The sequence below is a fragment of the Bacillus sp. MUM 116 genome (assembly GCF_001866655.1).
GTDB lineage: Bacteria > Bacillota > Bacilli > Bacillales > Cytobacillaceae > Neobacillus.
The window spans coordinates 77,119-91,827 of record NZ_MLYR01000027.1; the positions used below are offsets into that span (position 1 = coordinate 77,119).

At 39.0% G+C, this 14,709-nt stretch carries 15 protein-coding genes; 2 read left to right on the plus strand and 13 right to left on the minus strand.

Features of this window, described 5'->3' with window-relative positions; all coding sequences use genetic code 11:
• Window positions 1–163: 163 nt before the first annotated feature.
• A complete protein-coding gene (locus tag BIV60_RS07710) occupies window positions 164–1,411 on the minus strand; it encodes a cation:dicarboxylate symporter family transporter (RefSeq protein ID WP_071355144.1) in 1,248 nt (415 codons plus the stop codon).
• A gap of 208 nt (window positions 1,412–1,619) precedes the next feature.
• On the opposite strand from BIV60_RS07710, the gene BIV60_RS07715 reads away from it, so the two are divergent.
• A complete protein-coding gene (locus BIV60_RS07715) occupies window positions 1,620–2,849 on the plus strand; it encodes a sensor histidine kinase (protein WP_256218335.1) in 1,230 nt (409 codons plus the stop codon).
• Between the two features lie 5 nt (window positions 2,850–2,854).
• The gene (locus BIV60_RS07720) at window positions 2,855–3,772 is read left to right on the plus strand and encodes a response regulator (RefSeq protein ID WP_071355146.1); all 918 of its coding nucleotides are present in this window, start codon (window positions 2,855–2,857) and stop codon (window positions 3,770–3,772) included.
• 57 nt (window positions 3,773–3,829) lie between these two features.
• Here the strand turns inward: BIV60_RS07720 and BIV60_RS07725 are convergent, their stop codons facing one another.
• From BIV60_RS07725 to BIV60_RS07780, 12 genes are all read right to left on the minus strand, one after another.
• Entirely contained in the window at window positions 3,830–5,584 is a 1,755-nt protein-coding gene (locus BIV60_RS07725) for an FTR1 family iron permease (protein WP_071355147.1), read from the minus strand.
• 31 nt (window positions 5,585–5,615) lie between these two features.
• Window positions 5,616–6,908, minus strand: a complete 1,293-nt coding sequence (gene efeB / locus BIV60_RS07730; RefSeq protein WP_071355148.1) for an iron uptake transporter deferrochelatase/peroxidase subunit — start codon at window positions 6,906–6,908, stop codon at window positions 5,616–5,618.
• Complete coding sequence (gene efeO / locus BIV60_RS07735; RefSeq protein ID WP_071355149.1) at window positions 6,909–7,754, minus strand: iron uptake system protein EfeO; 846 nt, start codon at window positions 7,752–7,754, stop codon at window positions 6,909–6,911. It lies immediately after the preceding gene.
• 145 nt (window positions 7,755–7,899) lie between these two features.
• Window positions 7,900–8,532 (minus strand): response regulator, encoded by a 633-nt coding sequence (locus BIV60_RS07740; protein ID WP_071355185.1) that lies wholly within the window; start codon window positions 8,530–8,532, stop codon window positions 7,900–7,902.
• Complete coding sequence (locus BIV60_RS07745) at window positions 8,525–9,577, minus strand: sensor histidine kinase (protein WP_071355150.1); 1,053 nt, start codon at window positions 9,575–9,577, stop codon at window positions 8,525–8,527. Before BIV60_RS07745 ends, BIV60_RS07740 begins: the two co-directional genes overlap by 8 nt.
• On the minus strand, window positions 9,574–10,320 hold the full coding sequence (gene liaF / locus BIV60_RS07750) for a cell wall-active antibiotics response protein LiaF (protein WP_071355151.1): 747 nt from the start codon (window positions 10,318–10,320) through the stop codon (window positions 9,574–9,576). The genes BIV60_RS07745 and liaF overlap by 4 nt, the downstream gene beginning before the upstream one ends.
• 100 nt (window positions 10,321–10,420) lie before the next feature.
• Entirely contained in the window at window positions 10,421–11,068 is a 648-nt protein-coding gene (locus BIV60_RS07755; protein WP_071355152.1) for a PspA/IM30 family protein, read from the minus strand.
• A gap of 21 nt (window positions 11,069–11,089) precedes the next feature.
• Complete coding sequence (locus tag BIV60_RS07760; protein WP_071355153.1) at window positions 11,090–11,440, minus strand: lmo0954 family membrane protein; 351 nt, start codon at window positions 11,438–11,440, stop codon at window positions 11,090–11,092.
• A gap of 266 nt (window positions 11,441–11,706) precedes the next feature.
• Window positions 11,707–12,309, minus strand: coding sequence for an SAM-dependent methyltransferase (locus BIV60_RS07765; protein WP_071355154.1), 603 nt, complete (start codon window positions 12,307–12,309; stop codon window positions 11,707–11,709).
• A 157-nt stretch (window positions 12,310–12,466) separates the two neighbouring features.
• Entirely contained in the window at window positions 12,467–13,243 is a 777-nt protein-coding gene (locus BIV60_RS07770) for a sulfite exporter TauE/SafE family protein (RefSeq protein WP_071355155.1), read from the minus strand.
• Between the two features lie 47 nt (window positions 13,244–13,290).
• Window positions 13,291–13,518: a sulfurtransferase TusA family protein gene (locus BIV60_RS07775; protein ID WP_071355156.1), complete on the minus strand. Its 228-nt coding sequence runs from the start codon at window positions 13,516–13,518 to the stop codon at window positions 13,291–13,293.
• An 18-nt stretch (window positions 13,519–13,536) separates the two neighbouring features.
• Window positions 13,537–14,664: an MBL fold metallo-hydrolase gene (locus BIV60_RS07780; RefSeq protein ID WP_071355157.1), complete on the minus strand. Its 1,128-nt coding sequence runs from the start codon at window positions 14,662–14,664 to the stop codon at window positions 13,537–13,539.
• Window positions 14,665–14,709 lie beyond the last annotated feature (45 nt).

Here is a 14,709-nt window from a genome sequence, read left to right on the forward strand (position 1 = left end):
CAAAAATGTTATTTTAGTTACATGTTAATTATACTGAATATAATAAATTTTTCAACACTTTTTTGTGATAAGGTAGTAAAAAACAAAAGGCACAACCAGCTTCTATCTGCTAGTTGTGCCTTTTTCACCAAAATTCCTATAAAAACTGTGCCCGATGACCGCCTTATGCGGCTTGTTCTTCAGGCTTATCTTTCAGTTTGTGACCTTCCCATTTAGAAATAACAATCGCAGCCAGCGAGTTACCAACGATATTTACACATGTACGAGCCATATCTAACAGTCTGTCCACGCCTAAAATAAACGCCAAACCTTCAACTGGAACACCGACACTTCCTAAAGTTGAAAGCAGAACAACAATAGAAACTCCTGGAACACCTGCAATCCCCTTAGAAGTAATCATTAAAATAAGAACCAACGTAATCTGATGGCCAATACTCAAATGAATACCATACATTTGCGCAATAAATAGTGCCGCAATAGCCTGATATAAGGTAGAGCCATCAAGATTAAAGGAGTAGCCTGTTGGAATAACGAAAGATGTAATTCCTTTTGGACAGCCGATTCTCTCCATTTTTTCCATAATTTTTGGAAGAACGGTTTCCGAGCTCGCTGTCGAATAGCCAAGAATTAATTCGTCCTTTAAGTAAGCTAATAGTTTGAAAATGTTATAGCCTGCAATTTTCGCAACAATACCGAGAACCACGACAATAAAGAAGATCATGGCACCATAAACGGTAAGTACTAGTTTTCCAAGCGGAATGAGTGAATCTAAACCGAATTTTGAAACCGTAACTCCTATTAAGGCAAACACCCCGAGCGGAGCAATCTTCATAATCTGATTGGTTACATAGAACATCGCATCAGCGGTACCTCTAAAAAAGTCAAGAATCGGTTTTCCTTTTTCACCAATTGCCGCAACACCAAGACCAAACATAACCGAGAAGAAAATAATGGCTAGCATGTCCCCATTTGCAAACGCCTGCACAACATTCGTCGGTACAATATTCACAAATGTATCAATTTTAGAATGGGACTCCGTTGCTTTTTCAGTCGTTACATAGGAACTTATGTCTGATTTGACAAGTTGTGAACGGTCGACGCCTGTACCTGGATGGAACACATTTGCGATTAGCAAGCCGACAACGATTGCTATGGTTGTAATAATTTCAAAATAGAGAAGCGTTTTTCCGCCTAGCTTCCCTAACGATTTCATATCGCCCGCACCTGCAACACCAACAACGAGGCAGGAAATGACGATTGGTACAACAATCATTTTAATCAATCTTAAAAAGATATTGCCAATTGGCTGTAAAAATTCCTCAATATGTGGATTTCCGTAAAAAATGGCTCCCAAAGTAATCCCAAGAATTAAACCAATAAAAATCTGCCAAGCTAAACTAATTTTTTTCACTCGCTTCTCTCCCATTGATAAGTTTTTTGATACTATTAAAGTTGAAAATATTTTTGCAAACGATTACAAGACTAATCATACCGTTTCCCCTACGATAAACTACAAAAACCTACAGAGGGGCTTAAAAAATTTTTACAATTAACAAAAAATTTTTTACTATAGATAGGGGGGTGAGTGTATCCGCGATAAAATATTTGCCTATTTGTTTATGGTAATTGCTGTACCCATTGCTGGAGAATTAAAATTATATCCATTAAGTGGTGCTGATTTAAGAATCAGTTTAAGCACACCTGTATTCTTCTTTATTCTATTATGGTCACGTAAAATCCATCCCGTCATAGCCGGCTTTCTAACGGGAAGTGCAGTCGTTTGTTTCCGAATTATTCTAGACAAGCTTCAAGTTGGCTCATTCGACTTCTCTAACCATTTTCCGGTGTTTTTTTATTACATGGTCTTTGGGATGTTTTTTCATATTTTCAAGGTAAAAAAATTGTATCACCGGCCGCTCCTCATTGGTTTGCTAGGAATGGTGCTTGAAATTATGGGCAATTTTTCAGAAATGATCATTCGTCATTACGCAACTGATATGAAAATGACAGTGTCAAGCTTTTTGATTTTAACAGGGGTAGCAATAATTCGCAGCTTCTTCGTACTCGGTTTTTTCAATACCATCTTAGTGCGGGAGACAAGGTTGGCTGAGGAGCAGCAACGGAAGAGAACCGAAGAGGTTTTGCTATTAGTGTCAAATTTATATGTAGAAATGTTTCAATTGGAAAAATCAGCGAAAGATGCGGAGAAGTTAACGAGTGCCTGCTATGCAATTTATCGTGATTTAAAAGCTCTAAATAATCAGAATCAAGCACAAGCAATGCTGAAAATCGCCGGGGAATTACACGAGATTAAAAAAGATAATCAGCGTATATATGCAGGCTTGTCCAAATTAATGGCCAAAGAAAAATTAGATGATTTCATGAACATTCGTGAAATCATTTCGGTTGTAACCATTTCGAATAAAAATTATGGTGAAATGCTCGGGAAAACGATTGATTTTAGGGTAAACATTTCCGGTGAACATCCCAAGTACCATACCTTTATTCTCCTTTCTTTAATTAATAATCTTGTTTCAAATGCGGTAGAAGCCATTCAACAGGAGGGGCAAATAATTGTAACAGCTGAAAGGTTTCACGACAAAGTTAAAATAAGGATTATGGACAATGGAAACGGGATTTCTGAGAAAAACAAAATCTATATTTTTGAACCAGGCTTTACAACAAAGTTTGATCAATCAGGAATTGCTTCAAATGGAATTGGTTTATCTTACACAAAAAATGTAATTGAAAACCTTAATGGGGAAATTAACTTGATTGAGTCATCGAAAACAAAAGGTACAACCTTTGAAATTCAGCTTCCGGTCGAAAAATTAATGAAAAAGGGGTGATTGCTGTGAATTTTTTTATTGTGGATGATGCCGCCACCATCAGAGGAATGCTCTCCAATATTATTGAAGAGGAAGGCTTGGGAGAAGTTGTCGGGGAAGCAGCCGACGGGGCTGAGGTGGATGCCTACAACCTAGCGGCACAGGAAGTGGATATCCTAATGATTGATTTGCTTATGCCTATAAGGGATGGGATTGAAACAGTTAGAGAAATAGCCCCCTACTTCCGGGGAAAAATTATTATGATTTCCCAAGTCGAAACAAAGGATATGATTAGCGAAGCTTATTCCCTCGGTGTCGAGCATTATATCACTAAGCCAATAAACCGGCTTGAAGTGGTAAGTGTCATCAAAAAAGTAAGTGAATACCTGTTGCTGGAAAAATCACTTCATCATATTCAAAAATCATTAAGTTTTTTAACAAAGCACAATCAAAACAGTCGTCGAGTCGAGAACTCTCTTCCGAGTAAACCACCTACGTTTATCTCCATAGGCAAAAGTATCCTTCTTGAACTTGGGATTGTTGGTAAAACGGGTGAAAAAGATTTATTGGATCTTCTGGAAATTTTGCATCAATTGGACATGGAGGGAAATCGGGAGCTCCCACCTTTGAAGGAGCTGTATGAACTGGCCGCCCAAAAGCGACTTGGTTCAACCGTTTCTCAGGAGGACGTAAGAAAAGAAGGTAAAGCAGTGGAACAACGGATCCGCCGCATCCTCCAACAGGTGCTCGAGCATCTTGCTTCATTGGGATTAACCGATTATGCCAATCCAACATTTGAATACTTCTCATCCAAATTGTTCGACTATACCCAAGTACGAATGAAAATGCTTGAACTCGAAGGAAAAAACCCCTCTAGCCCCACACGAATCGACATCAAAAAATTCCTTCTTGCACTACACATGGAGGCAAAGGGGAGAAGATAAATTTTGGGCCATGTCGTCCTTTATAGAAAAATAAAAAAGGGCCGGCATGGCCCTTTTTTATACGTTTGACGATACCGATTTTTTAAAGAATTTTTTCTTTACCATGTACGACATGATGAAAATAATCAGAAGCAATCCGATTTGGGTTAAAGTCGTTTCCCAAGTTGGATAAAGTCCAACCCAATCAACATATGGAAGCTTCTCTACGGTTGTGGTTGAGACTACATTTGAGATCTGCAGGGCATGAATACTGATTCCCAATATTTTAAACGCCAAGACGTAAATAAGGATCGTCGCAGCTTTGAAAAATAAGCGAATTGGGATTTTTACACTGTAATTAATGATAAGGAACCCAACAACAATTAGGATTACGATTGCCAGTAATACCCCGATTACGAGTTGGTGTAGGCTAATATAAGGGGTAATTCCCGCATAAAAAATAATTGTTTCCGCACCTTCTCGGAAAACAGATAAAAAACTAATCAATGAAAAAGATAGAAGGCTGCCTTTTGCGATTGCCTGCTCCATCTGCTGGTTAATAAACTTATTCCAGTTCCCGATACTTGATTTATTATGAAGCCATGCTCCGATGGTTAACATCATTAACACGGCAATAATACCTGTAATTCCTTCAATATACTCCCTGCTGGAAGCAGCCGTAAGTTTCGAAAAAAGAATGTTGATGAAAATAGCTAGAACGGCACTTAGTACAATACCTGCAGCAACCCCTGCCCATATCCACTTTTGCTTTGAAGACTGTCCCATCTTTTTAAGAAACGCAAGTAGCGTGGCAACAATCAATAACGCCTCTAAACCTTCACGCAATAAAATTAATGCTGCATCCCATAAGGAATAATCTGTTTTGCTCAATAATGGAGCCAGTCTGGAATGTAAATCCTTTACAATCTCAGAAGCTTTTTGGGCATTCCCATTTTTTGAGTTTAGGATACTGATTGCAGTTGGAATTTTCGTTTCCATATCATTGTATAGCTTACTGTCTCTTGTTTGTACATCTCCCTCAACCATCGGCCAAATCGTTAAGACCTCATTAAGATTGTTGCTGGCATTTTGGTTATCTTTTTGGGAAATTTGGCCTTCAGCCTTTGTTAAAAGATCGGACAAATCTTGCAAACTGTACGTTTTTTCAGCTTTGCCTGTTTTCTTACCGTCAAGAAAGTTTTCAATTTCTTTCGTTAGTTCATCTAAATGGAGCTGCGCCTTTTTTAGGTCCGGCGGGTCTTGAGTAATCGCAATGCGGACAAGTGCCATGTATTTTTCAATGTTTCCGTAAGCGGCAATACTTTCGTCATGAACAAAAGATTCATTTCCTGTCCATTGGTTCATTAATGTTTGATATTGTAATTTTACCTTGGCGTTATTGCCTTGATTGATTGTTTCCTTCATGGTTTGAATGGTTGGAAGCAGCTTTTTAACTTGCTCTTTGCCCTTCACTTTATCAACGGGGTTTTGTTCCTGATCATATTCCACAACCGCACTTGAAAGCGAGGAAAGTCCTTTTGTTAAAGCTTCAGAATCGGCCTTCTCTTTTAGGAGACGATTGACCACTTCTAATTTAGCGTTCACTGTTTTTGCAAGTTTGCTATCTTCTTTTTTTAGAGAATTCCACTCTTTTGTAAATTGTTCCATATTCTTTGAAACAGTAGCCTGGTCTCCTTGTTTTGCTTTCATCAAACTGTCGCCAATGAAAACAAATAATTCGTCATGATTTTCTGCGGCCGCTGCCGGCTGAATCATGGTGATTAGTATAAGAAGACTAACGAAAATGGCCAGTTGGAATTTTATTTTCTTCAATTATTTCACTCTCCTTTAAAAAGGAAAAACATTAGCTAAATAATGTTTCTCCTATGAAACCACCTTGTTTGCATCCTGGTAAGCAAGCAAAAATGGCGCTTCCCTTGTGGGAGGTATATTCATTTAACTTATCCATTTTTGAAAGTCTCTGTTGAATCGGGATAAATTGTTTGCTCGGTTTACGCTGGAAACATAAAAACAATAATCCAGCATCAAAGCTTCCAGTTTTTACATCCATTCCATTCGAATAGGAATAGGCCCGGCGAAGAATCTTTTGCGTTCCATCCCCATGTGATAGCCTTGTATGTGAATTAACAGGAATATAATCTTGCCCATTCTCATCCTTATGGGAGAAATCAAGCTTAGCAAATTCATTTTTTTGGCCAAGCGGTGCACCGTTATTGCGATAGCGGCCAAATGTATTTTCCTGTTCTTTTAATGTCGTGCGGTCCCATACTTCAATAAACATTTGGATTTTTCTAACAACCAGATAGCTACCATTGGCTAGCCAATTAGGTCCATCACCTGGTTGTACCCAAACTTGTTCATTCATTTGTTTTTCGTCCTTTATATCCGGATTAGCTGTCCCGTCTTTAAAGCCGAACAAATTTCTTGGCGTTCCTTCTTTCGGATCAGCCTGTGCTGTTCGCTGAAACCCGGATTGGGCCCATCTCAGCGTGGCTTTTCCCCTGGCAATGCGAACAAGGTTTCGGACGGCATGAAAGGCAACCTGCAGGTCATCCGCACAGGCCTGAATACAAAGATCCCCTCCAGTCCATTCCTCTTCTAATGCATCAAGAGGAAACTTTGGGAGCTCTTTGAGTTCCTTTGGTTGCTTATGCGCTAAACCAAAACGGTCCTGATTTTCCTTTCTGAAAAGCGTTGGTCCCACTCCAAATGTAATCGTTAATTTAGATGGAGATAAACCTGCTGCCTCACCCGTGTCCTTTGGCGGGAGAAATTCATTGCTTGTTAGTTCCCCGACTGACTTTCCCTCGGTCATTAAAGCTGACGCTTTTGTCCAATCTTTAAAAAGTTTAATCAAATCTTGTTTATTCGTTGTTGTTACATCTAATGCAGCGAAGTACACATGATTCTGAGGTTTTGTTGTAATTCCTTGTTGAAGTTTCCCGAAAAATGGGACGACATCTCCGGATTCGATTTTAGATGCTTTTCCTTCCGTAATTGAGAGGATTCCCCCTAATCCGGATGCACCGATTAATACCCCAACACCACCAATTCCGGCAGTTTTAAGAATATCCCTTCGCGAGAACTTTTTTCCTACTTTAGTAGATTCATTGTTGATTTCCGAGTTCGCTTCCAATTAAGACGCCTCCGTTACCATTCCTATTTGTGATAGTGGTTCTGCCAATGCATCAATCGCCTGACTTAACTCTTTTACTTGCTCTTTTGATAGTTCGGTATATAATTGATAGCCGTCACCTTTTTTGTATTGGTTTAACAGGCTGTACATTTGATCAAATCGGGTTTGAATTTCTTTTGCCACATCTGCATCTTTTTCTTTTAATGTTGGTTCTAAAAGCTGAAAGATTTTTTCCGCTCCCTGCACGTTTGCAACAAAGTCATATAGGTCCGTGTGTGAATAACGGTCTTCTTCTCCTGTTACCTTTGAGGTGGAAACTTCATTTAAAAGGTCTACTGCTCCTGTAATTAACAGGTCAGGAGTAACTTCCACAGTTTCTACCTTTGCACGGAGCAAATTTACATCCTTCATTAATTGATCGGCATATTTTTCATAGCCTTTGGTGGTTTTATCGACCCAAAGGCCTTTTTCAATCCGATGGTATCCGCCCCACTCGGCTTCTGGGACATCGCCTTCACGGGCGTCGATTTTCGGATCAAGGTCACCAAACACTTCGGCAATCGGTTCTGCTCTTTCATAATGCATGCGGGCTGGCCCATACAACTCTTTTGCTTTTTCGATATCCCCGTTTTTCACTGCCGTTGTGAAAGCATCTGTTGCTTTGACAAATTCCTCGATTTCACCAACCGCATACTCACGATATGTATTCATGACCCCATTAAGATTAACCGTGCTGCTCTTTGTTACTTTAACTTTTTCAGTGGTAGAGCTTTTTTCAGTATTGGAACAACCGAATAGTAGACTGCTAGATAATAAAATAACGCCTGATGCTTTATATAAATTCATTGTATAAAACCCTCCCTGTTTCTTTTGATAATGATAATCACTTTCAATGACTCTATTTTAACAGTAAGTGAGAATGATTTTCAATTGTTTTTTTAAAAAAGGCCTTCCGAAATTTCTTTCGGAAGGCCTAATGAGCATTTCACTATTATTTCGTTAACGAATGCTTAAACGCGTAAATAACCGCTTGCGTGCGGTCCTGGACACGGAGCTTGCTTAAAATATTACTCACATGGGTTTTGACAGTTTTTACAGCAATAAATAATTCATCGGCAATGTCCTGATTGGTTTTTCCTTCTGCCATTAGCAGCAGAATCTCAAGTTCGCGGCTCGTGAGTTCTTCATGGGGTAAATGTTGATTTTTCTGGCGCATCTTCACCATCATTTTTCCGGTTACCTCCGGCTCAAGGACCGATTGCCCCTGATATGTAGCACGAACGGCATCCGCAATTTCACTCGCTTTTGAGGTTTTCAGCATATAACTGGTAGCACCTGCCTCCAATGCCGGATAAACCTTCTCATCATCCAAAAAGCTTGTAACAATAATAATCTTAGCCTCTGGCCATTTTTCGATAATCTGTCTCGTTGCTTCAATACCGTCCATTTCCTTCATAACCAGGTCCATTAAAATAATATCCGGCCGAAGTTCAAGGGCAAGCTCTATTCCCTTTTTACCGTTGTCCGCTTCTCCGACCACCTCAATGTCCGGCTGCGCCGATAAATAGGCGGAGACCCCGATTCTTACCATTTCATGATCATCGACAAATACAACTCTAATCACTTCCACCATCCCCATTCTTCACCACAGGAACCTTAACTTCCAGGCGTGTCCCTTTATTTTTCATACTGACGACCTTCAGTGTTCCGCCCACTTCCACAGCCCGTTCATGCATGTTCTGCATTCCATATGAGCCTGCCTTTGTTTCATCGTCCACTTCAAAGCCTACCCCATCATCGACCACCCGCATGATCACGAGATCGTCTCTCTTAATGAGCAGTACTTCCAGTTTTCCGGCTTTAGCATGCCGAAGGGTGTTCGATACGGACTCTTGTAAAATTCTAAAAAGATGGTCCTCTACCCCTTTATCAAGAGAAAAGGATTCAACTTTCCATTTAATATCCATCGAAACTTTCATCGATAATTCCACTAATAATTCTTCAATTCCTTCTTGGAGTGTTTTGTTCTTTAAAGCAATCGGCCGCAAATGGAGCAGTAAGGCACGCATTTCCAACTGGGATTGATGAATCATTTCTTCCACCATTTTCAATTGCTTGCCTTCCCTGTCATCTTCCGAAAAATTTTTCGTTTCATTTATCGCAGACATCATCATGGAGGCGGCAAATAATTGCTGGCTGACAGAGTCATGTAATTCCCGGGCAAGCCGGTTTCGTTCCTGCTCGATAATCTCCTGGATCCTTGATTCCTGGTCCTCTACTTTTTCCGTCGCAAGCCGCTGGGAAAGCTTCGCTTGTTCTGACATTTGTTTGCCAATTTTCTCAATCCTGTTTGCAATCGTTTGAACTTCTGTAATCGATGGTTTGATTTTTACTTCTGCCGGTCTACCCTCTTCTAATTGATGAAGGGAATAATCAACCGAGAGAAGTTGTCTCCTCCATAAAAACCCAGAAATGGCACCGATGATGACCCCCAAAGCAATACTGAACACCGGAATAAAAATGCCAATGGGAATATCCATAAAATGCCGGTCCCAAAGCTCGGACCAGCTGGACAGCGGGAAAACATTGATGAACACAACCGAAACAATGATGGCCGTCAAAAAGGAAAAGCCGACACTCCAGACAATTTGGCGCCCTGCTGTACTCATATCCGGCTCACCTCTAAATTCCCGACCACAAGCGAGGTAAAGATTTTTACCTTTTGTTCGGCATGTTCATAACTAGGTGTTTTCAAATGGATCACTTGATTAATGACTTTAGGCTCATGGTGTCCGAAAATAGTCGTGGATCCCGCCATACAGGAATGGTGGATACTTACTTCAATTTCATATGGAACAAGGATTTGGATATTGCCGATAATATTGCGGATAAAAACGACCGTTTCACCCTTTGGCAGCATCGTATAACTAAGATCGATAACGGTATCGCCAATACCGGTCTGGATATTGATATCCTCCCATTCATAAACACCTTGGGGGGTTTTTTGCTGGCCAAAAAAGATATTTTCAAAGAGCGGCTTACTCTTGTACATCGTCTCTTCCTGTGGGACCTGCTTTGGTTCAGCAACTTCCACTTGTATTTTCTTTGGATTTTTTTTGGAAGTAATAAATTGAATAAAAAAGTGCAGTAAAATCGCTAATAATAAAAATTTAAAGGTCATCATATTAATGATGCTAATAATAAAGGAAAAAATCCCGGCGATGAAAAGCACTCTTCCTCGCTTTTTCCCTCGCTTTTTCCCTGCCTTTTTGCGACCTAAATAGATCAATCCACATGAGAAAATAAGGGAGAAAATAAGTCCTCTGTTAAAAAATAAGATTTCCAGCCCCAGGACGAGGGCGCCAATCATTACTAGCCAGCCAATATAATCATTTTTTGTATTTTTTAACATGGCTTATCCCTCCCCTTTGTAGTCTGTCGAGTATGATGCAAATGCAAGATATGGTCAAAAGGCGTAGAAATCTACGCCCCTTTAGAATACCATGATTTGGTTATAATGTGGACTTGCTTTCTTCAACTTTCATTTCTTTTTCCAGTTGGGCAACTCTCGCATCGATTGTGCTGCGGTAAAAGGACTGATTTACCTGATGTTCCAAGCGGTCCAAATAGTTCTCAATTTCTTTGAAACGGGAGTAGGCCTTATCCGAATTTGGATTCGATTCTAAAACAAGGTTCATCCTGTGGTTCGCCCGTGTCATATTTTCCCGCCCCATCAATTCCATTCGGCGGATTTGCATATCTTTTAGTTTGTGGTTCATTTCCTGGTATTTTCTCTCTAATTCCTCGAGCTGCCCTTTAATTTGTTCCAGGGACTGGCTGAGTCGATTGGCACGTTCCGCATATTGCTGATGCTCAGCAGAAGCAAATTGATAAAGCTCCATTTCTCCTGCCTGTGAAGCAATCTCGGCTTGGCGCTTTCTCTTTTCAGCCAATTCAACGGCCTGCACATATTCCTTTGTAAATTCATCTTTTAGCGTGTATTGACGTTCTACCAGCTTGCGAACTTTCTCGGTTTCCAGTTCACATTGGCGAAGATATTGATTAAGCAGAGCAATTGGATTTTTCTTTTCCTTATGATCTAGGGCTTCATGTAAATCAGCGGTAATGGTGTTTTTGATTCTTGCAAATAAGTTTGTCATTTTTCATCTCTCCTCATAGGTTTAATAATTTTTTAATTCATTCCATTGTTTTTCGAAATTTGCAAATGGGTCATTTGAGTCCTTTTTCATTTTTGAATGTTTATTCTCATTCCATTTTTTATATACAAGGTAGAGTACATAGGCAGCGCCGACACCGATAATCGCTGGTGCATTGTGAATGGATGCCATTAGGACGATAAAACCGATAATCCCAAGGCCGATTTTAGCACCGATTGACTCACTCTTTAAAAACTGTTTGAAGATGAAATATAGAAGCACGAGGCTGACAAGTAATCCAATCATTGGCCCAATCGTTGAAAGCAGTATGACAGCTGCAATCCCTCCCGCTATTAGTAAAAAGAATTTTTTCATTTCGTTTTCCTCCTTTCGTGATCTTGATATCATCTTACCTTTTTTCTTTTGTTTCCATAATTGCGCCAGAGCTTGATTTTCATCTCGGACCTAAGACGTAGAAGGGGTCAGCCCCTTTTAGCAACAGTTAAAGATTCTGATGTTCGTTCCATTTTAGAATTTGTTCTAAACTTATCTAAAAAACATATAAAAAAATTCACAAAAAAAAGACCAATAAAAAATTGATCTTCAGTCTATCATTAAATATACTTTATTTACCAAATCAATTAATTCAGTGGTTTTTGCCCAACAAATTGGATAACATGAGCCAATCCATTATGCAATTCCCCCTCTTTACGAATTACCTCACCCATGAAAAGGTGAACAATACGCCAGTCATTAAATGTTTTTAAAAACTCTTCTAAATAATATAAAAAATCCAATTCCTTTGGCCCGCCGCTTTTATAAGGAATTTGATAACGAGAGTATACTTCTGTAACAAAATAGCCACCTGGTTTTATTGCCTCTTTAACTTTATGAAGTGTTTTTTGACGTAACGCAGGAGGAAAGTGTCCATAAATACAAATAATTTCCTCCCACCGATCTTTCTCCCATTGTGCTTCATTTAAATCTACAAGCTCTGTTTTAACCGTTACTCCCCTTACTTCCGCAAGTTTCTTCGTTTTTCGAAGCCCATTTTCCGCATAATCCCAAGAGGTAACATTCATTCCTTTTTCAGCTAAAAAAACTGCATTTCTACCTTCTCCTTCTGCAATGGCTAGTGCGTCTCCAGATAAATGAAGTTTTTTTTGTATCTCTGATAAAAAAATATTCGGCTCAGTTCCATATACATATTTTTCATCTTGAAAACGTGTATTCCACTGATTCATATTGAAAACTCCTTTCTAAGCTTATGTTAACCTCAAGAATACCTCATTGATTACAAATTTTAACTTCGTCTTGCATTAATCATTTGAATAAAAAGAGCAATCTTGCCCCTTATTTTTTGTTTGCTATTTTCCCCTTACTTTCATTAGCTGTTAAAGCTTATAAAATTGTCATCCATGTCTTAACAGCTGTAGCTAAAATTAAAATCCCCATAATAAATTGCAAAACTTTCGTATTAACTCTTTTCCCAGCATTCGCACCTATCGGTGATGCAATTAAACTGGCAATAACCATGATAAGCGATGGTAGGATTTCCACATGTCCTGTTGCAATTTTTCCGGACACAGATCCAATTGATGAAATAAGTGTAATAGCTAAGGAAGAGGCAATGGTCATTCTTGTTGGAATTTTTAATACAACCAACATAATCGGTACTAACAGGAATGCACCTCCTGCCCCCACAATACCAGCACCAATACCCACTATGAATGCAAATAGCGCGGCCAGCCATTTGTTAAATTTGACTTGATCTAAAGGAATATCATCAACTCCTTTTTTGGGAACTAACATCATGATAACCGCAATCAATGCTAAAATTCCATAAACGATATTAATTCCACTTTCCGGCATATGAGAAGAGCCGAATCCCCCAATAAAACTTCCAATCAAAATACTAATTCCCATATAAGCAATGAGGGTTTTATTTAAAAATTCACCTTTACGGTAAGCCAAAACACCACCAATTGTCGCAAAGAAAACTTGGATTGCCGTAATTACTGAAACTTCATGTGCTGTAAAATGCCCTACACCTAGCATAACTGGAATATATAACAACATCGGGAAGTTAATGATGGCTCCACCTATTCCCAACATCCCTGAAATAAAGGAACCTACAAATCCAATTAGGAAGATTATAATCATAAAGCTAATATCCATAATATCCTCCTTTTAAAAAAGGGAACCTTCATTGGTTCCCGTTATTTTCAACCCTTTTTAATCCAAAATTTTAAAACTCCATTTTCCTCTTCTTGTTTTATTAGCTCATGTCCACCAGATTTCGCCCAGGCTGTTAGGTCATTTTTTGCCCCTTTATCAGTTGAATGGACTTCTAAAACCTGACCTGGCTCAAGCTCTCCAATGGCTTTTTTTGTTTTTACGATTGGCATCGGACATGCTAAACCCTTTGCATCTAATACTTTTGTTACTTCCATTTTCTATCTCCTCCTTATTTAGCGAACCGCACAGCGATTTGGCCCAATTTCCATTTCACGTTGTTTTTCTTCATCAGGATTGATTTTCCCCATATTCGTTTCACGGATTTCTTGATAAGAATTTGGTTGCGGTGGTAGATTTTCCGTTACAATTTTTCTAAATTCCTTTTCGTCTTCAATATTCAAACCATGATTTTTGGCAAATAAAGTTCCTAATTTTTCAGCTACACTACCATCTTCATTTAACTCCTCGACGATCATAAAGTGTGCTGGTAGGACAGTAAGTTCTTCTGATATTTCTCTATAGCGTTTATATAGAGTTTTTCTTAAATCTCCCACCCAGTCATCTGCTTTACCAGCTAAGTCAGGTCTTCCGATTGAATCAATGAATAAAATATCACCTGAGAGTAAGAACTTCTCATCTACTATAAAAGAAGTTGACCCAATGGTGTGACCAGGAGAATAAAGCGCATGAATGTTAATCGTTGTGTTTCCAATGGTTACATTATTACCCTCTTCTAAAGGTTGATAGGCAAAAGTGACTTCTGTTGCATCCTTTGGTGGCAACCAGTAGGTTGCTCCAGTTTTTTCAGCGATTGAGCGTCCTCCAGAAATATGGTCGGCATGAAGGTGCGTATCAAATACATGGGTAATTTTTGCACCCTTATTTTTAGCAAAATCAAGGTAAACATCTGTCATACGAGTGCCATCAATAATTGCAGCCTCACCATTGGAAACAACCATATAAGATAAGCAGCCTTTACCAATTCGTACAAACTGATAAATTTCGCCTCCACCATTTAAGTCCCCAACTTTAACAGGTTCCAAATACTCACTCCAAGTCTTCATACCACCTTTTAAATAAGAAACCGATAAACCAGCTTCAGAAAGCATCTCCGATATCATGACAGACGATCCTTCTTTTGCACAAACCACTAATATTTCCTTATCAGTTGGAAACTTTTCGATAATTCCTTCTACACCATCAAGTAATTCAAAATAAGGGACATTTAAATATTCAAAATTTCCCCCTTCAATTTTCCAATCTTCAAAATCACCTTCATTGCGAACATCTAGAATAAACAACTCTTCCTTATTAAAAACTTTTTTTGTTACTTCTTTTGAAGTCATCACATTTACAGTCATTTTACTATTTACCCCCTACCGTATTATTTAAGTTAAAAAAATATG

Coding starts and splice junctions, on each gene's coding strand:
- BIV60_RS07715 (WP_256218335.1), top strand. CDS start 1,620: ATGGTAATTGCTGTACCCATTGCTGGAGAATTAAAATTATATCCATTA.
- efeO (WP_071355149.1), bottom strand. CDS start 7,754: ATGAATTTATATAAAGCATCAGGCGTTATTTTATTATCTAGCAGTCTA.
- BIV60_RS07745 (WP_071355150.1), bottom strand. CDS start 9,577: ATGAGTACAGCAGGGCGCCAAATTGTCTGGAGTGTCGGCTTTTCCTTT.
- liaF (WP_071355151.1), bottom strand. CDS start 10,320: ATGTTAAAAAATACAAAAAATGATTATATTGGCTGGCTAGTAATGATT.
- BIV60_RS07755 (WP_071355152.1), bottom strand. CDS start 11,068: ATGACAAACTTATTTGCAAGAATCAAAAACACCATTACCGCTGATTTA.
- BIV60_RS07760 (WP_071355153.1), bottom strand. CDS start 11,440: ATGAAAAAATTCTTTTTACTAATAGCGGGAGGGATTGCAGCTGTCATA.
- BIV60_RS07765 (WP_071355154.1), bottom strand. CDS start 12,309: ATGAATCAGTGGAATACACGTTTTCAAGATGAAAAATATGTATATGGA.
- BIV60_RS07770 (WP_071355155.1), bottom strand. CDS start 13,243: ATGGATATTAGCTTTATGATTATAATCTTCCTAATTGGATTTGTAGGT.
- BIV60_RS07775 (WP_071355156.1), bottom strand. CDS start 13,518: ATGGAAGTAACAAAAGTATTAGATGCAAAGGGTTTAGCATGTCCGATG.
- BIV60_RS07780 (WP_071355157.1), bottom strand. CDS start 14,664: ATGACTGTAAATGTGATGACTTCAAAAGAAGTAACAAAAAAAGTTTTT.